This window comes from Nostoc sp. (genome assembly GCF_036916975.1).
GTDB lineage: Bacteria > Cyanobacteriota > Cyanobacteriia > Cyanobacteriales > Nostocaceae > Nostoc.
Genome location: NZ_JBALFF010000039.1, coordinates 47,590 through 65,667, shown reverse-complemented (window position 1 = coordinate 65,667; position 18,078 = coordinate 47,590). Strand labels below are relative to the sequence as shown.

Annotated in this window: 14 protein-coding genes and 1 pseudogene; 10 read left to right on the top strand and 5 right to left on the bottom strand. The window is 40.0% G+C overall.

All coding sequences use genetic code 11. The annotated features are described in order from the left end of the window. The first annotated feature begins 81 nt into the window (after positions 1–81). The 8 genes from V7K73_RS08995 to V7K73_RS08960 all read left to right on the top strand — a co-directional run bounded on the left by V7K73_RS08995 (position 82) and on the right by V7K73_RS08960 (position 8,548). Positions 82–336: a hypothetical protein gene (locus tag V7K73_RS08995; RefSeq protein ID WP_334879110.1), complete on the top strand. Its 255-nt coding sequence runs from the start codon at positions 82–84 to the stop codon at positions 334–336. Positions 337–1,384: 1,048 nt separating this feature from the next. Then, positions 1,385–1,681, top strand: coding sequence for a hypothetical protein (locus tag V7K73_RS08990; protein WP_334879109.1), 297 nt, complete (start codon positions 1,385–1,387; stop codon positions 1,679–1,681). 304 nt (positions 1,682–1,985) lie between these two features. Beyond that, positions 1,986–2,399, top strand: a complete 414-nt coding sequence (locus V7K73_RS08985) for an EamA family transporter (protein ID WP_334879108.1) — start codon at positions 1,986–1,988, stop codon at positions 2,397–2,399. 2 nt (positions 2,400–2,401) lie between these two features. After that, complete coding sequence (locus V7K73_RS08980) at positions 2,402–2,758, top strand: EamA family transporter (protein ID WP_334879106.1); 357 nt, start codon at positions 2,402–2,404, stop codon at positions 2,756–2,758. 91 nt (positions 2,759–2,849) lie between these two features. Next, a complete protein-coding gene (locus V7K73_RS08975; RefSeq protein ID WP_334879104.1) occupies positions 2,850–4,154 on the top strand; it encodes an NAD(P)/FAD-dependent oxidoreductase in 1,305 nt (434 codons plus the stop codon). Between the two features lie 39 nt (positions 4,155–4,193). Then, a complete protein-coding gene (locus V7K73_RS08970) occupies positions 4,194–5,021 on the top strand; it encodes a glycosyltransferase (protein ID WP_334879102.1) in 828 nt (275 codons plus the stop codon). A 455-nt stretch (positions 5,022–5,476) separates the two neighbouring features. Continuing rightward, the gene (locus tag V7K73_RS08965) at positions 5,477–6,949 is read left to right on the top strand and encodes a TldD/PmbA family protein (protein ID WP_334879100.1); all 1,473 of its coding nucleotides are present in this window, start codon (positions 5,477–5,479) and stop codon (positions 6,947–6,949) included. 258 nt (positions 6,950–7,207) lie between these two features. Next, on the top strand, positions 7,208–8,548 hold the full coding sequence (locus V7K73_RS08960) for a TldD/PmbA family protein (protein WP_334879098.1): 1,341 nt from the start codon (positions 7,208–7,210) through the stop codon (positions 8,546–8,548). 70 nt (positions 8,549–8,618) lie between these two features. On the opposite strand, the gene V7K73_RS08955 is transcribed toward V7K73_RS08960, so the two are convergent. The 5 genes and pseudogenes from V7K73_RS08955 to mgtE all read right to left on the bottom strand — a co-directional run bounded on the left by V7K73_RS08955 (position 8,619) and on the right by mgtE (position 13,825). Continuing rightward, the gene (locus tag V7K73_RS08955) at positions 8,619–9,059 is read right to left on the bottom strand and encodes a pentapeptide repeat-containing protein (RefSeq protein ID WP_334879096.1); all 441 of its coding nucleotides are present in this window, start codon (positions 9,057–9,059) and stop codon (positions 8,619–8,621) included. 202 nt (positions 9,060–9,261) lie between these two features. Then, on the bottom strand, positions 9,262–10,254 hold the full coding sequence (locus V7K73_RS08950; protein ID WP_334879095.1) for a pentapeptide repeat-containing protein: 993 nt from the start codon (positions 10,252–10,254) through the stop codon (positions 9,262–9,264). Between the two features lie 224 nt (positions 10,255–10,478). Further along, positions 10,479–11,271 (bottom strand): annotated as a pseudogene (locus V7K73_RS08945) (IS5 family transposase). An 85-nt stretch (positions 11,272–11,356) separates the two neighbouring features. Continuing rightward, complete coding sequence (locus V7K73_RS08940) at positions 11,357–12,397, bottom strand: aspartate carbamoyltransferase catalytic subunit (protein ID WP_334879093.1); 1,041 nt, start codon at positions 12,395–12,397, stop codon at positions 11,357–11,359. 75 nt (positions 12,398–12,472) lie between these two features. Further along, positions 12,473–13,825 carry a magnesium transporter gene (mgtE, locus tag V7K73_RS08935; RefSeq protein WP_334879091.1) on the bottom strand — a complete coding sequence of 451 codons (1,353 nt, stop codon included), beginning with the start codon at positions 13,823–13,825 and terminating at the stop codon, positions 12,473–12,475. A 587-nt stretch (positions 13,826–14,412) separates the two neighbouring features. Here mgtE and V7K73_RS08930 point away from each other — a divergent pair. Next, positions 14,413–17,619 (top strand): glycoside hydrolase family 15 protein, encoded by a 3,207-nt coding sequence (locus tag V7K73_RS08930; protein WP_334879088.1) that lies wholly within the window; start codon positions 14,413–14,415, stop codon positions 17,617–17,619. A gap of 41 nt (positions 17,620–17,660) precedes the next feature. Beyond that, positions 17,661–18,038, top strand: coding sequence for a GxxExxY protein (locus V7K73_RS08925; protein WP_334879086.1), 378 nt, complete (start codon positions 17,661–17,663; stop codon positions 18,036–18,038). The last annotated feature ends 40 nt before the right edge of the window (positions 18,039–18,078 follow it).

Sequence of the window (18,078 nt, the reverse complement as noted above, 5' to 3'; positions counted from 1 at the left end):
AAGCTAAGATCAACCATAATTCCAAACACAATTTCAATTTGTTTCATAGATACAACAACTTTTATTTCAGAGGTTAGTAAAATGCCTTTGTTTTTCTTGATACCACTGTGTACGGCTTTAGCCACTGGCTACTTCTTTAAAAAGAGTAGTGATGAAATTGCATATATTGCAGGTGTATTTGCAGCTATTAGCTTGATTTTCAGTTTAGTATTAGCACCCTGGCAGATTCAGTTTGGATTGTTAATCATTGTCTTAATTATTACCAAGAAACTATTGCAGGAAAATGAGTCCAAACAAACTGAAGTTATAGAAAAACAATTTAGAGAAACTAAATAAGACCAACTACTACGAACTAATTTGTTCTCAACTTTTAAGTTCTGAAAATCATAAGCCAGCTAAGAGAATTCAGAAACAAAGACTTCCGGCTTACTTAGTGTATAAGTGAACTTTTAACTAAATTAGTTTGATTTTCATGGATAAATAAAAAACGATTAAGACTATCGGCTAACATATATTGTTTTTGATAAAAATAGTATGTTTTTATACTTAGAAAACTGGACTTTGCACTGTTGCTCTTTCAATTCTGCTTACTGAAACTCTTAACTTTGCACTTTTAATATCTGATACTAAATCGCTATTTCTGCAAGTTTATTAGCCAGAATGTGGTGAATCAATGTAAAAATTCTTAAAAATAAATATTCATCAAGAGGAAACTGTAGATTTTATAAAGTTTTTGTTTAAGTATATTTTCCTAAAATGAATTTTTGATGAAGTATTGCGATAAAATTGCAACATTGTTTTATCGTGGTATTCTAGTAAGTAATTATATGTAAAAAGAAATTTTGAGATAAAGCTCTAGTTGAAATTACATATAGTTAAGGCCAATTAAATGATACTAAGATTAAGATAATGTAAAAATATCTCAAATCCACTTAACTCAACCTAAGTAAGCTGCAAGTTGATCGCCAAACGCTAGTTTACATTCGCCTTTAATGTCGTGAAAAACTCCATTTTGACATTCAGTAAAATTCCCTAAAAACCTAACTTCCAACCATATTACTGTAAAGTTATCTATCGATGCTTTGCGCTCTTAAGCAGATTTATCTCAACCATTGTGTTCCTATGTCCTAACCAATTACGTATATATACTAAATTTGAGTACAAATCTTTATGAATCGGCTTACTTTCCAGCCGAAGTTAAATAGATGTATGTGAGCCTGGATAAATTCTATGGCATGTCACAAAACTAACAAACACTTGCTGGAGACAACTTAAGAACATTTATCAATCTAGCTTAGTTTTGCTCTTAGTTTTGCTCCACAAGTTAATCGCTTGAGAAGTTGAGTAGTGTCTTCAACAAGATTTCTACAGCAGGATACAACTGATGAAAGTTAATCAATGGATTAATCAAAAATTTTGGAAATCCATTAATATTGACTTAACTCCATCTGTTGAACATGCAAGCCAAATGCGAGTTCAGCATAAGCGATATCTCACTGCTAAATGTCCACAAATTTGTGTCATAACACTCAAACTGCGTTATATCTGCATCCACTATGGCATAGATATAGATATTGCGATCGCCTACGGCGGGCGGATACGCCATCGCACTAAAACTAGTCTGGAAGCATCAGTGGCTGATACAGAAGACATCTGCAATTCACAATTGGGCAAAACCTAAATTGATTGTGTCAATTGTCAAGCAAGTAAACTGTTCTGTCTCCAAGTGTAACCTAGTCTACTGGGATAATATTGGTCGTTGCCATTATACAGCAACTATCCCACTTGCATAGTATTTAGTTGCTAACTCTTCGACGCTCATTTTGATATCAGTGACTTCAACATAGCCTTCCTAATTTTGTTGTCTATTGATTGAAGTAAAAGTTGAATTGCACAGAAGGTGTGACCTCAATCCAAAACTTTCAAAACGATGGGCTGTTTCCTGTCCGGTTCATACCTACTATCTCGATTGAGGTAAATGTACTATGAAATCTATTTCGCAAACTTCAAACGTTAAAATAATTCCTTATATTATCCTGTTTGTCAGTATTTTATTTAGTATTTCTGGGCAATTGCTGATGAAGCATACCATGAGTCATACAAATGAGGGACTATTTAATTGGGTATTTATTCAACAATTAGTATTAGCTATTAGTGTTTATTGCTTGGGAGTGGTAAATTGGATATTGGCTCTACGATCTATAAAATTGAGTATTGCTTATCCACTGACTAGTTTAAATTATGTGGGGATACTTTTCGGGTCACACTACTTTTTTAATGAAGAGATTACACTAACTAGAATAGCAGGAGTAATCACAATTTTTCTGGGTGTTCTTTTAGTGGTCATTCCTCTGAAAAAATCTACATCAGTTTATAGTAAATCTCATCAGGAAGATTAAAAATGAACATCATTACTTCCCTAGTTTTAATGCTTGTGGTTTTATTTGGAACAACAGCTAACCTATCACTAAAGTATGGACTTCACATTTCTAGCCAAACTAAAGGAGCAAGCGCATCTATCCAAAACCTGCTATTATCTCGTTATTTTTGGATTTGGTTTATCTGCTATGCATTTATGACTATATTGTGGCTTTATGTATTGCGGACAATTCCTCTAAGCCAAGCATTTCCAGTTTTAGGATTAATGTATGCATTTGTACCAATCGCTTCTCACTATCTTTTAAAAGAGCAAGTTGTATTTAGCCAGTGGGTAGGAATTTCCATTATCATAACTGGTGTAGTTCTGGTTGTACATTAATAGCTAAAGGGGTAGACAGCAAGGCTACTAATATTACAATTATTTGAAAATAAATTTCAAAAGCATCCCTATAAAAATCTAAATTAAATTTATGAATATAGGCATCATTGGGGGCGGTATAACTGGGCTAGTATTAGCGCAACGTCTTTCAAATCAAGGACATAAAGTAACTGTATTCGACAGTAATAAGCAGCTTGGTGGACTTACCACTTATCATGATTATGGGTTGTTTACCTGGGATCGGTTTTATCACGTTATCCTGCCTTCTGATACTCATTTAATAAATTTTCTCAGAGATATTGGACTTGGAGATAAACTACGCTGGCATCGAAGTTTAACAGGCTTCTACGATAAACAAAAATTTTATTCTATCAGTAACTCTATCGAATTTCTCCGCTTTCCTTTGTTTGGACTTATAGGTAAAATTAGATTAGCTTTTACTCTATTGTATGGTTCACGCCTTAATAACTGGCGGCGCTTAGAGAAGATATTAGTTGAAGATTGGCTCTTGAAACTCGGTGGTAAAAGCACATACGAGAAACTCTGGAAACCCTTGCTTTTATCGAAATTAGGAGAGAACTATAAGCGAATATCAGCAGTTTTTATCTGGGCTTATATCAAACGGTTATTTTCAGCGCGTGATTCTTCATTAAATAAAGAACAACTTGGTTATGTCTCAGGCGGTTACAAAACTGTTTTTGACCATATAGAAAAACTAATTTACACGGCTGGAGGTCATATCCACACAGGTGTTGCGGTGGAATATATCGCACCTCATCCAAAGGGTGGAATGTGGGTAGAATATCAAGGCAAAAAGGAACATTTTGATAAAGTTATCTTTACTGGGCCAGTTAATATTTTGCAACAGGTTGCTGCTAAAGAACTCGTGAAAGTTTCCAACACTGGTGAAACAGTAGAATACCTGGGCGTAATCTGCATGGCACTTATTACCCGCAAGGCTCTAATTCCTTATTACGTAGTAAATATTGCCGATAGAAATGTTCCTTTTACCGGAGTCATCGGTATGAGTAACCTAGTTTCTTTGCAAGAAACAGCAGGGTATCATATCACATTTTTACCAAAATATATCCTTTCCACTGACCCGTTGTTAAAACAGCCAGATGATGAATTGCGGCAAGTCTTTTTCCAGGGTATACGTATGATGTTCCCAGAACTCAAAGCAGATGATATTGTTGCAGCACACATTAATCGAGCTATTAAAGTACAGCCGCTACAAGTTTTAAATTATTCAAGCCTTGTTCCAAAAGTGAGTACTGAAAACGATGATTTTTTCGTTGTCAATACCTCACAGTTGGTGAATGATAGCGTCAATAACAACGCAGTCGTCCGACAGGTCGATGAATTTCTCAAGAAATCAACATTACTGAATTCTTGAAATCTGAGAATGATATTTTGAAAATCACACGAGGTACTTATGAGTATTTTTGTTCTTTTACCCGCATACAACGAGCAACAATCAATTCGCCCTTTATTCAAAAAGTTTCAGACATTGCAGCAAATATCTAATCTGGATATCCGGCTGATTCTTGTTGATGATGGTAGCAGGGATGCAACTGCTCAGACTGCAATAGATGAATCTGAATTACAGGGGATATCACTGAAATTAGTCCAACATCCCAAAAATGCTGGTTTAGGTCAAGCAATTAAAACGGGTTTCATGACTTTCTTAGAAATTTCTAAAGAAGGCGATTTTTTAGCGGCGATGGATTGCGACAACACTCAACCACCAGAACTATTAATCAAGATGTATGAGACGATGATAGCTGGTAGTTATGATATTGCGATCGCATCCAGATATCGAAAAGGCTCTAAAGTCATAGGCTTATCAACATTTAGAGAGATAATGAGTTACGGAGCTAGCTGGCTTTTTAGAATTGCAGCCCGTGTACCAGGTGTAAGAGATTATACTTGCGGCTACAGACTCTATAACCGGACTTTTGTCAGTAAACTAGATATGTATTATGGCGAGAGTTTATTCACTGAAAGTGGATTTGCTTGCATGATAGATTTACTGCTGAAAGCCAAACCGCTCAAACCAAAAATCGTAGAAATTCCTATGGTTTTGAGATATGACGAAAAGCCAAGTGCCAGCAAAATGAAAATTCTTAAAACTATTACTCGAACCCTCAAGCTATTATTTAAGAATTTAACATCGCCAGCGCCAACTGCTGCTAATTTAGGTCAGACTTTCAATCAGCAAGAAACATTAAGAATTCCATTGAAAATAACAAATCGTAAATAAACCTGAGAAGGTATAGGCTCTTACCAAGATTAACTGCATGGAAAAATGGTAATTTATCAACGGGAGTATTCTAGGGACGAGCAAGGCAGAAATCAAAAATAATTTTGATGAAATTGTTGTTTTTACCAATATATGTGGAGCTTCTTTTTTAAGAGTTTAAATAATTGGAAGACAGTCTAAGACTGCCTTCCAATTATTTATGTATGAATATTTTCACTTTCTGGTTTGCTCATTCTCTGTAAAATATTATATATCGACTCTACATTATAGCGATCGCTCTGCAAAGGGCGTTACTTAGAATATTTCACTCACGCTTAAGAGAGGGAAGTAAGTTTCCCAGGTGAGGAAACCCCTACTACTTAATTGCCGACTCTGACTTTCACTGATTTGTTAGACTAAACACACCAGAATTTTTCAGTCAAATCTCTGAACTACGCCAGCAGACGAGGCTACCCATGCTTACAAGTACGCTACTTCTCTCGAATCAACTTCCCACCCTGCAATATTCCTCCACACCAGAGCGTTTCGATGAAACCTGGGAAGCCCCCCTGGCTACCCTCCTGGGACTAGGACGCGCCGCAGGTGCTGACTTCATCGAATTATTTTTAGAGCGTCGCAACTATATTAGTTCTCTTGCAGAAGACGACTCCATCACCAGTATTTCACCCAGTCTGTCTACAGGCGCGGGAGTCAGAGTCTTTCGCGGTAAAGCTGATTGCTACGTTAGCACCAATGACCTTTCGTTTTCCGGTTTGAAAGCAGCTTTAGAAAAAGGTCTTTCTATCTTAGGATTGCAACTACCCACTGCTAAAGCTTTCATTCCAGAAATCAACCTAGAATTATTGAGAGATTACGCCACCAAAAGAGGTAAAGATGCATGGCTACCAGTGTGTAGCTCAATCCGAGAAATGGGAGAAGTCCTCCTTGATGGTACTGCCCACCTGAAGCAAAAAGCTAGCCACGTCCAATCGCGCCGTGCTACCTATTTCCGGGATTGGCAAGAGGTTTTAATCGCCGCCAGTGACGGCACTTTTGCCCGTGACATTCGCCTCACCCAGTCAGTAGGCTTTAACTTGTTGTGTGCTGATGGTGCTAATCGTGCTTCCATCGGTGAACGCGCTGGTAACACCAGCGATGCCAACTTTTTGAGGACTTGGGATTCTCAGCAAGCCGCCGAAAAAATAGCAGAATCTGCTGGTAAAATGCTCTACGCCGATTACGTAGAATCAGGTACTTACCCGATTATTATGGCGAATCACTTTGGCGGCGTAATCTTCCACGAAGCCTGCGGACACCTGTTAGAAACCACTCAAATTGAACGCAATACCACTCCCTTTGCTGACAAAAAAGGCGAAAAAATTGCCCACGAAAGTTTGACAGCCTGGGATGAAGGGCGTTCTGAAAATGCCTTCGGCACAATTGACATGGATGACGAAGGTATGCCTGCTCAAAGAACTCTATTAATTGAAAAAGGCGTTCTGAAAAACTTCTTAGCAGATAGAACAGGTTCTGCACGCACCGGACACCCCAGAACTGGAAGTGGACGCCGCCAAAATTATACCTATGCTGCTGCTAGCCGGATGCGTAATACTTATATTGATTCTGGCGAATATAGCATTGATGATTTATTTACCTCTGTTGATAAAGGTATTTACTGTAAAAAGATGGGTGGCGGAAGCGTTGGTGCTACAGGCCAATTTAACTTTAGTGTTGATGAAGCTTATTTGATTGAAAATGGCAAAATCACCAAACCGCTAAAGGGAGCAATTCTAATTGGTGAAGCTAAGGAAATTATGAATAAAATTTCTATGTGTTCCCAAGATTTGGAAATTGCACCAGGTTTTTGTGGTTCTGTCAGTGGCAGTATTTACACCACAGTAGGACAACCCCATATCAAGGTTGATTCTATTACCGTTGGTGGACGATAAAAATTTTAGATTTTAGATTTGGGATTTTGGATTGTGAATGATTAGCATATTGTGTCAATAAAAAGCTCCGAGATAAATATAAGTCATAAGCTAAACCACATCTAGCATAATACTCTGTTGTAGGGTGGGCGTCTCGCCCGCCCAAGAAATACAAGCAAATTTTATGTGGAAAAGCTTAACATCCAAGATTCAAAATCTAATATCAAAAATAAAATCGTTCCCAATCAAAAATCTAAAATTCAAAATCCAAAATTGACTATGCCAAATATCAATGAGATTGCAAATTCTGCCAAGGATAATGCTGGTAAGCTTGGTATTAAGAAATTTGACATTTATGGCTCAACTGTAGATGATACTAGCGTGCAAGTAGACCAAGGTGAGCCAAAACAAGTCAAAGCTTCAAATCGCTCTGGTGTTACTGTTCGTGTCTGGAATGAAGATAATACAATGGGTGTCACCAGCACCACAGATGTAGACCCCAAAGGACTGGAATTAGCTTTAAAAACTGCCTACGAAGCTAGTTTTTTTGGGGTTAAGGAAAATGTTCCTGATTTTAGTCCAGAAGCTACTGCTCCGATTGCAAATAAACCTCAAGATAAGATACCCCAAGCACCTGTTGCTGAACTCATAGAAAGATTGTTGGTAGCTGAAAAAGAATTACTAGCAGCTCATCCAGCAATTAAAGGTGTGCCTTATAATGGGTTATCGCAAAGAGATATTGACAGGTTTTACCTCAATAGCGACGGTGCAGTGAGAACTGAATCTCACTCCTTAGCATCAGTTTATCTTTACAGCAAAACTGAAGAAGAAGGAAAAAAACCTCGCAGTGCAGGTGCTTTTAGAATCAACCATAGTTTAGATAATCTAGACATCAATGGTTGCATCAAAGAAACCGCAGATAAAACTATCAGTCACTTGAATTATAAAAAAATCAAAACTGGTAAATATCGGGTTGTTTTTTCAGCGGAAGCTTTTTTAAGTCTGTTGGGTGGTTTTTCTAACTTATTCAACGCTCAAAGTATTTTGGATAATCAAAGCTTATCTACTGCTGATGATTTAGGTAAGCAAATTGCTTCTCCTTTACTTTCAGTTTTTGATGATGCACTTCACCCAGCTAACGTAGGCGCAGAAAGTTTTGATGGTGAAGGAACTCCTACTCGTCAAGTTTCACTGATTGAAAATGGTGTTTTAACAAGCTTTCTCCACAGTGCAGGCACTGCCAAAAGGTTCAATACCCAGCCAACAGGTAATGCCAGTATTGGTGCAAAAGTTAGCGTTAGTCCCAATTTTTATCACGTTTTTTCAACAGCAATTCCCGAAGAAGAGTTCAGTTTAGAAACTGCTGAAAATGTGATTTTTATCGATGATTTACAAGCTCTCCATGCTGGAGTTAAAGCTTTGCAAGGTTCCTTTTCTTTGCCGTTTGATGGTTGGCTAGTTAACAAAGGTGTCAGGACAAGTATTGAGTCAGCAACTGTTGCTGGCGATTTCTTAGAAGTTCTGAAGTCAATTATTTATGTAGAAAAAGAAGCAGAGTTAACGCCAGGTGGAGTTTGCCCGAAAATCTGGGTTAATGAACTGTCAATTACTGGTGAGTAAAATTTAAAAAGTCGAGAGTTATGAGTTGAATATAACTCTTAACTCATCACTTTGAAATCATTACTCACCATTAGTATTCACCACCAATGCTAATGGCAGTATTAAATACATCAGCACCGCTTAAATCAATATTAGCCATAACAGCGCCATTTACGTCACTATTATATAAACGGGAATTACTCAAATTAACGTTGGTGAGATTAGCGTTATTTAAGATAGTGTCGCTGACAAATGCTTTTGTGAGATTAGCAGACTTCAAATTTGCACCAGTTAAATCAGCACCTTCTAAGTTAGCACCTTCGAGATTAGCCCCTTTTAAGTTTGCATTTCTGAGGTCAACACCTATCAGGTGAGCGCCTTTGAGGTTTGCTCCTGTTAAATTACATCCAGAACATTCTCTAGTTTCCAGCAAGCGCCGGACAGGGGCGGAGTTTTCTGCTTTGACGGGAATGGGAGCAGCTAAAGATAGCGTGCTGAGTAAGGCTGCTGCCGTCAAAAAAATTCGTTTCATATTTACCTCCGACATTTCTAGAAGTCATTAAATTTTTAACTTCTACGATACCAGTGTGCCAAGATTAGAGAATTCTGTACTCATGCGATCGGAGGAATATATAATATCTATGAGATTAGGTATTCTTCTATAAGCTAGTCCGATCGGACTAATACTAATATTATTGGACTCAACTGCAACAATTGCAAACCGCTATATATTTTTAGTCGTTAATTGTTCCATCAGGCATGACCGCACCACGCAAATCTGCACCAGTTAGATTTGTACTACTCATTTCTGGTCTGATTAGATTTGCCTTACTTAAATTAGCACCAGTCAAGTTTGTCCTAGCAAGATAGGCATCAACCAAGTCTGCTTCAGTGAGGTTAGCTCCACGCAGGTTAGCCCGACTTAAATCAACTCTATTTAGCCTTGCAAAACTCAGGTTTACTCCACTCATCTGGCATCTAGTCAGTTTAGCATCTGCCATAATTGCACCGTACAAGTTAACACCTGTAAGTTCAGCATCAATGAGATTTGACCGTTCTAGTCTAGCGTTCATCAGGTTAGCACCTTTCAAATTAGCACCCCCGATGTTAGTATCTGCCGTAAATGCTGTATACAAAATCGCTTCACTCAGGTTGGCATCACTCAAATCGGCATAACGTAGCGTTGCCTCACTCAAGTTAGCACCACTCAAATCAACTTTAGATAAGTCTACACCAGTTAAATCAGCGCCCCGCAGGTCAGCCTTATGGAGATTAGCACCCCGTAGACTAGCAGAGTACATTCTCTTTTCTTCTCGCAGGTTAGCACCACGCAGGCACGCACCAGTTAAATTTGCACCACTCAAATTTGCACCACGCAAATCGGCATCCATCAAGTTAGTATCTAGCATATACGCTAAAGTTAAATTGGCATTACGCAAATCAGCACCCTGTAAAGTTGCACCATGTAAATTAGCATCATGCAAGTTGGCATCGATTAAACTTGCCTGATTTAGGTTCGCGCCACTTAGCTTTGTACAAACTAGATTTGCCTTATTCAGGATTCCCCGATTTAGATAGCTAAAAATTAGGATTGCATGAGACAAATTTGCTTTATTTAAAGTTATACCAATCAAGTCTGCACCAAACAAATTTACGCCGTTTAAGTTTGCTTCAAAAAACTTTGTTTCTCCATTTTCATATCGCTTAATAAGTTCATTGGCCTCCATATTTTTTCTTTATCAATTACCACAATATTTACAAATACAAGTATCAATAATAATCAAAATTTGCCATTATTCTTTAGTAGGGGGTACTATAAATTGACAGGTATTATTGTCATCATTGAATGCAATTTTATGATAACGATTAAGTAAGTCGGCCTAAATAATCATCACTGGTTTGTAGTTGCCCTTTAGAGGATGTCTGAGAAGTTTTAGATAGGTGATTAAAATCACGCAAGTTGTTTTAGCATCAAACGAATCATGGCAACGTGAATAAATGCTTCAGTTGTCTCAGGTAGAATTTCATAATCTTTGCTCAATCGTCGGCACCAGTTAAACCAACCAAAAGTTCGCTCAACCAACCAACGTTTAGGGAGTACAACAAAACCTTTCTGTTCCTCATGGCGGGTAACAACGCTTCATTTTCCATCGGTATACATCCATCACCCAATGCTGAAAATCCTTGCCTCGATAGCCGCCATCAACCCAAATTGTGATTAAACGACGGAAGCGATCGCGTACTGCATCAAGCTTAAAAAGTACTTGTTTTGCGCCTGCTTGCTCGCTAGTACTAGCAGCAGTGATCGCCACGACTATCAGTAAACCCAAAGTGTCAACGAGTATGTGCCGTTTGCGTCCCTTAATTTTTTTGCCAGAGTCGTAACCAACTTCTTGGGAAACCATTGTTGCTGTCTCAACAGTTTGACTATCCATGATTGCCTCACTTGGAGATGCTTCTCGGTCTTGGCTGACCCGCACCCACAAACGTAACCGCTCATGAATTTCCAGCCATGTACCATCAATACGCCATTGTCGGAAGTAATGATACACAGTTTTCCACTTGGGAAAATCATTTGGGAGCATTCGCCACGCACAACCTGCACACAAGATGTACAAGATTGCGTTAACGACCGCCTCCATATCGACACTACGTTTTCGACCTCCAGTTTTTGCCGCCGGTATGAGTCCTGATAGCAGTTCCCACTGCTCTGAAGTCATATTACTTGGGTACGATGGATTCATGGCTCTCATAACGCTGTCATACTTAAGTATTTTTTCTACTGACAGGATACCGTTACGTGGGCTTTCTTACTTTTCAGACATCCTCTTAGACCTTACTGCTTCCTATCAAATACAACAGCGCCATACGAACGGCGACACCACTGGTAACTTGCGATTGAATGAGACTAAATTCTGGGTCATCCATCAACTCAGAACTAATTTCAACACCACGGTTAACTGGGCCTGGATGCAAAACTTTGACGTTAGGTTTACAAAGTTGCAGTTTTGTGCTTGTAATGCCAAATAGCTGATGATATTCTCGCAAACTTGGCAGTAAATGAGCCGTCATGCGTTCCTTTTGTAGGCGCAAAGTCATCACAAAATCGGCATTTTGTAAAGCTGGTTCTAGTTGCCAGTGGAGAAATAGTTGGGGAGTGGGGGATGAGGGGGATGAGGAGATAATAAAGTCTTGATTCTTGACTCCTGCATTTTCCAAGATATACTCGGCAAATAATTTGGGTAAGAGGGTGGGTGGGGCTGCCAGATGCACTTCGGCACCACTGGCGATTAAACTCCAAATATTCGATCGCGCCACGCGAGAATGGAGAATATCCCCAACAATGGCAATCTTTTTACCCTTTAAAAGTTCTAGTCGAGGACTAGCTGGATCAATTAGAGTACAAATGGTAAATAAGTCTAGCAGTGCTTGGGAAGGATGCTCATGTTGACCATCACCAGCATTGAGGACACTAACTTTTACACCTAAACGATCCATTTCAGCCGCGATCGCATTTGGTACTCCTGCCTCTCGATGGCGGACTACCATAATATCAGTTCCCATTGCCAAATAGGTTTTCGCCGTGTCGAGAATTGTCTCTCCCTTAGTCATAGAAGATGTGGCTGCGGCAAAGTTTAGTGTATCTGCACTTAAGCGTTTGGCAGCAAGTTCAAAACTGCTACGAGTGCGGGTAGACGATTCAAAAAATAAATTCGCCACCACCTGCCCCTGCAACGTTGGTACTTTCTTCGTCCGCCGTGATAGCACCTCTTGAAAAGAGGCCGCAGTTTGCAAAACGGTATCGTATTCAGTGGTAGTGAAGTCAGCTAGGGAAAGAATGTGATGACGATTCCAGGTAGTAGTAGGCATGTTTGGGGTCTGGGGATTGGGGACTGGGGGAGAAATAATCAATGCCCTATGTTTTATGCCCCATGCCCAATCCCTTCAAGTTGGTAAATGGAAAACATTTAAAGCTAGAGAAATTAGGCTGAGGAATGTTAAAAACCCAATTGTATCTAGCATTGTAGTCACTAACGGGCCACTAACTAAAGCAGGGTCAAGCTTGAGCCGTGTCAAACCCATTGGCAGTAACGTGCCGAGTGTAACAGCCACAATTGTATTAGTTGCCATTACCATGCCGGCAATTAAAGCTACCCATCGCTCTTGGGGTTGCGCCCAAATTAAGGAAAGCAGAAACATCGTTGTGGCTAAAGCTAAGGCTGTACCTAAACCAGCGATAAGTTCCTTGCGGAGAATTTTTAAGGTATCTTTGGGTGTTACCTCTCCCACTCCCAAGCCGCGGATTGTCACCGTTAATGATTGAATCCCAACAGTACCACCAGTGTTAGAAAAAATCGGCATGATGACTGCTAAAACTGGCACTGCGGCAATTACAGATTGAAAAGGCGCGATCGCACTGGCGGCACCAATATACAGTGCCATGATGCCCAATAGCCAAGGTAAGCGGTTGCGGATGGTGAATAAAGGAGAGGATAAAGCTGCTTCATCACCACTCACACCCGCCAGTTTTTGGATATCTTCTGTGGCTTCCTCTTGCAAAATATCCATGACATCATCAATGGTGACAATGCCCACCAATCGATCTTCTCGATCAACCACGGGGATAGCAATTAAGTCGTAGCGCTGCATGATTCGCGCTACTTCTTCTTGGGGGGTTTCAGTTCTAACTTTGATGACGCGATCGCTAGCAATATCTTTGATGAAAACTTCGGGAAAGGTAAACAGCAATTGGCGCAATGAAACCACTCTCACCAGTGTCCGGTTGTCATCTGTGACGTAGGCGTAGTAAATCGTCTCTTTGTCTTCATCCTGACGGCGGATTTTGCTCAAGGCTTCACCGACAGTCAATCCTTGGCGCAACCGGACATATTCGGTTGTCATTACCCGCCCAGCAGTGCCTTCTGGATAGCCGAGAATCGTTGCTGTTGCTTGCCTTTCTTCTGGACTGAGTTCTTGTAATAGCCGTTTGATTACCCCAGCAGGTAGTTCATCAAACAATTCTGCCCGTTCGTCGGGACTCATCGCTTCTACAAGTTGCACTACCTGGACATCATGCAGAGAATTAATTAGTTCTTCTTGCACTTCTGTGGGCAGATATTCAAATACATCAATTGCCTGAGCTTTGTTGAGTAAACGAAATGCGATCGCGCGTTGTTGCTCAGGCAATTGTGTAATGTAGTCTCCTACATCGACTGGTTGTAGACGATTTAAATCACATTTCAACTGATTTAAATCGGTAGCATCAGTTAGCAAATCACGAATATCTTGTGTAAGCATGAGATATATCTCCTAAGTCTCCCCCGCGCTGGGAGACTTCCTCGCCAGCTCAGAGGAGGTTGATACTGCCATCTGGTGAACTATGGCCCATAAAATTTCAACAATTCAATATCGATATCTAAGTTAAGGCATCGCTAGTCATCATCCTAACCCGGAATAGCGCTCTCCGGGAGATACTGAATATTAGCATTCAGCTTTTGTCATATTTACCACTAGTAGCTAAGTTAATTACCCCGAAATTTAGGTAATTTTCTCTAGCTTAAAGTAGATTTGACTATTGCTATAAGCTATGTGTCTTGGCAATCAACGATTTTTTTCGCAAACTTTATACAGTTAAAATATTTACAATATCAGTAAGTAATATTTTTTATCAACTATGTGCCAATGAAGATTTGAGCAAATATCATATTTTAGTTTGCGATCGCTAAAATTCAGTATCCAGAAACCTATTAACAGGAGATAATAATAAGCTCACACCACCCTTAGCTGTTGTCCCATCAACCATTACAGAACTTATTCTGGCTTGGTTTAGCTAATTCACTTCACAGTCACAGGGTTGAATTCTGCAAGTAGTTCTGAACCAAATCATGAAAACATCTACCAAGTTGCTAGCTCGTCTGGAGTATTATTATCAGCAAATCAAAACGATCATCCTGACTCGGCAAAATCCAATTACGGGTTTACTACCTGCGAGTACAGCGATTACAGCCCACGGCGATTATACTGATGCCTGGGTGCGAGACAATGTTTACAGTATTTTGGCAGTTTGGGGTTTAGGACTTGCATACCGCAAGATTGACGACGACAAAGGACGCACCTATGAATTAGAACACAGTGTCATTAAACTAATGCGCGGGTTGTTGTTTGCAATGATGCGACAGGCTCATAAAGTAGAGACATTTAAACATACTCAGTCTCTACTAGATGGACTGCACGCCAAATATAATACCGCAACTGGTGACATTGTTGTTGGTGATGACGAATGGGGACATTTGCAACTTGATGCCACATCTATATTTTTACTAATATTGGCGCAAATGACCGCAGCCGGATTGCAAATAATTTATACAATTGATGAAGTGAATTTCGTCCAAAATTTAGTTTACTATATTGGACGAGCTTACCGCACACCAGATTATGGTATTTGGGAACGTGGTAATAAAATTAATCGTGGTAGTGCTGAATTAAATGCCAGTTCTGTAGGTATGGCAAAAGCGGCTTTAGAAGCTATCAACGGACTGGATTTATTTGGTGTGCGTGGTAGTCAAGCATCGGTGATTCATGTGCTACCAGATGAAATCGCCCGCGCCCGGATTACTTTAGAATCCCTATTACCGAGAGAATCTGGTTCCAAAGAAATTGATGCGGCGCTGTTAAGTATTATTAGTTATCCTGCCTTTGCAGTGGAAGATTTGGAATTACGCGATCGCACTTTAAACGATATTATCAATAAACTCGCAGGTAAATACGGCTGCAAACGCTTTTTGCGTGATGGACACCAAACCGTTTTAGAAGATAATCACCGCTTACACTACGAACCGTGGGAACTTAAGCAATTTGAGCATATTGAATGCGAATGGCCGCTATTTTTCACTTATTTAGTTCTAGATGGATTATTTCGCGGCGAACAAGAACAAGTTAAAAAATACCAAAATCTTTTAGAATCATTACTTATAGAACAAAATGGTTTGCGTTTATTACCAGAACTCTATTATGTTCCCGCAGAAAACATAGAAGCAGAAAAGTTAGCACCTCAAACGCAGCCACGTTTGCCCAATGAAAATATTCCCTTGGTGTGGGCGCAGAGTTTATATTTTCTGAGTGAAATGTTGAGTGAAGGGTTACTAGCAGTTGGTGATATCGACCCTTTGGGAAGACATTTGTGTGTGGGAAAACAGCGCGAGGCATTGGTACAAATTGCCTTATTAGCAGAAGATGAAGATTTACAAACGAAACTAGAAGTTCACGGAATTGAAGCGCAAACGCCTACTCAAGTAGAACCGATTCAAGTGAGAAAAGCTGAAGAATTTTCTGCTATTTATACCCAAATTGGACGTAATGAAAAACTTGGTTTAACTGGGCGGCCAGTGCGGCGGTTACGGAGTTTGACAACATCTAGAATATTTCGCATTAGTGGTGAAACAATTGTATTTTTACCTTCATTTTCCGATTCTCAACAGTTTTACTTAACCCTTGATTACCATTTTCTACTGGATCAAATTAGAAGCGAACTAGCTTACATTCAAAAATATTGGAGCGATTTAGGGCGTCCTACCTTGACTTTAATGTTGACGCACACCATGTTAGAAGCAGGTTCCGAAGCATTACTAGAACTAATGCAAGAACTGAAAGATGGTGTTTGTAACGGTGTGCGGGTGAAATTAGGGCGGCTAAATCAGTTAATGCTAACAGCCAGAATCCAAAGAATTGATTTTCTCTCTAATGCAGAATTCGCGCGATCGCCAGTAAAAAATGCTAGCCCACATTGCTATTATCTAGCATATCATCCTGATAAAAACTGGCGCTTAGGACATACCCAAGAATTTCAAGTGGAGTATGAAACCAACTTGGGATTATTACTTTCTTATTTGCGTTCATCAGAGAATATTTACGAGCAAATTGAGTTATTGCAAACTTTAACTCGCTTGCAGGGAATGAAATTTGATACGGGGTATGGTGGCCCAGGATATCCTGTCACCGTAGGCGATTTACTAGATGAAGTTTACACCAAAGCTGGAGATTTAGGCATTTGGGCAGTAGTGCGTCGGGCTGCGGGGTTACGGCAAATGGTTGATATCAGTTTATCAGATGCAGTCACGAGTATTTTGGTGGGAGGTAAGCAAATTGCTGTGGGTAAAGCTTACAGTGAAGCGTCCTTGATTAGCGTACCCATGTCTCATGATGAAATTGCCGATAAAATTAATCATTTTTGTCGTGAGGATATCCGCGATCGCGTTCTCACTCAAGAGATTTTAATCTATGTTGGTGTCTTAATTCCCTCAGAACCCGAACTATTTCAGGGGCTGCTGACGCTGAGAGTTGGTTATCTAATCTTATTGATAACCAGTGAACTAGCGCGGGAATTGCACCTGACTCAAGATGAAGCTTACGATCACTTAATGCAACTTTCACCCTTTGAAGTGAAAATGCGCTTGCGTCAAGTATTAACTGGATATACTGGCATGAGTAACTTGTTACGCCAGCAAGAATCACTGCACGCCAAGCAAAAAGAAAGTGATATTGCTTGGGTGGTGTTACCAGGAATCGCCGAAGGAATAGAAGTTCCGCCTGGAGGTTGGCGACGGTTTCGCCAAGCCGAGGGTGCGACGGGGCGCGTACCAAAAGAATTTTTTAAGCAAGTTTGGCTATTAATGCAACATTGCAAAGGTCTAGTAATTGCCGATAAATTAGAGCGCCGCAATCGTTTAGATAGTGAGATAATGTTGTCAGAAATGACAGCCGGGGAAAGAAATTTTGCTCTCTTGGTTGAGCATTTGCTGAATAAAATCGAAGCTCCAGAATATCGCCAAGTTAATATTGAAGCATTAATTGAATTAGGAGCGATCGCTGCCAATAATCCTAAGCTGCAAATTGAAGAATATATTGTGTTGGATGTCTTAATTGGCCATGCAGTGCGATTGGCGTGGCTGGAAAATCATACTCATCGCAGCGATCGGTATGATGAGGATAAGGCGAGTGCGTGGCGATCGTTTTACAATACTTCTCCTAGAGATTGTGCTGGTTATATTTTGAAGGCTTTCCGGTTCTTGACGGAATTTGTGAAAGATTTTTAAACGCAGAGGAACGCACAGGGAAACGCAAAGGAACGCAGAGGATGAGAGACAATGATTTGAGTGGGGTGATTATTGGTTGTGCTATGAGGGTGCATACTGCTTTGGGGCCTGGTTTGTTGGAGTCGGCTTATGAGGAGTGTTTGAATTATGAGTTGAACAAAGCCGGGTTGAATGTTGGAAAGCAAATTCCATTGCCTTTAGTTTACCAAGATGTGCAATTGGAATGCGTTTATCGATTAGATTTGATAGTCGAAAACAAAGTAATTGTAGAGATTAAATCTGTAGAATCTTTCCACCCGATTCACTCCGCTCAACTCTTAACCTATCTCAAACTCGCAAACTGCAAACTAGGTCTTCTCTTCAACTTTAACGTCCTCCACCTCAAAGAAGGTATCAAACGCGTCGCCAACAACCTCTAACTCCCCCTTTTACGTTCCTCTGCGCTTCCCTTTGCGTTCC

Bases quoted from the DNA above. Each gene is read 5' to 3' on its own strand.
- V7K73_RS08995 (WP_334879110.1), top strand. From the start codon at position 82: ATGCCTTTGTTTTTCTTGATACCACTGTGTACGGCTTTAGCCACTGGC.
- V7K73_RS08990 (WP_334879109.1), top strand. From the start codon at position 1,385: ATGAAAGTTAATCAATGGATTAATCAAAAATTTTGGAAATCCATTAAT.
- V7K73_RS08985 (WP_334879108.1), top strand. From the start codon at position 1,986: ATGAAATCTATTTCGCAAACTTCAAACGTTAAAATAATTCCTTATATT.
- V7K73_RS08980 (WP_334879106.1), top strand. From the start codon at position 2,402: ATGAACATCATTACTTCCCTAGTTTTAATGCTTGTGGTTTTATTTGGA.
- V7K73_RS08975 (WP_334879104.1), top strand. From the start codon at position 2,850: ATGAATATAGGCATCATTGGGGGCGGTATAACTGGGCTAGTATTAGCG.
- V7K73_RS08970 (WP_334879102.1), top strand. From the start codon at position 4,194: ATGAGTATTTTTGTTCTTTTACCCGCATACAACGAGCAACAATCAATT.
- V7K73_RS08965 (WP_334879100.1), top strand. From the start codon at position 5,477: ATGCTTACAAGTACGCTACTTCTCTCGAATCAACTTCCCACCCTGCAA.
- V7K73_RS08960 (WP_334879098.1), top strand. From the start codon at position 7,208: ATGCCAAATATCAATGAGATTGCAAATTCTGCCAAGGATAATGCTGGT.
- V7K73_RS08955 (WP_334879096.1), bottom strand. From the start codon at position 9,059: ATGAAACGAATTTTTTTGACGGCAGCAGCCTTACTCAGCACGCTATCT.
- V7K73_RS08950 (WP_334879095.1), bottom strand. From the start codon at position 10,254: ATGGAGGCCAATGAACTTATTAAGCGATATGAAAATGGAGAAACAAAG.
- V7K73_RS08940 (WP_334879093.1), bottom strand. From the start codon at position 12,397: ATGCCTACTACTACCTGGAATCGTCATCACATTCTTTCCCTAGCTGAC.
- mgtE (WP_334879091.1), bottom strand. From the start codon at position 13,825: ATGCTTACACAAGATATTCGTGATTTGCTAACTGATGCTACCGATTTA.
- V7K73_RS08930 (WP_334879088.1), top strand. From the start codon at position 14,413: ATGAAAACATCTACCAAGTTGCTAGCTCGTCTGGAGTATTATTATCAG.
- V7K73_RS08925 (WP_334879086.1), top strand. From the start codon at position 17,661: ATGAGAGACAATGATTTGAGTGGGGTGATTATTGGTTGTGCTATGAGG.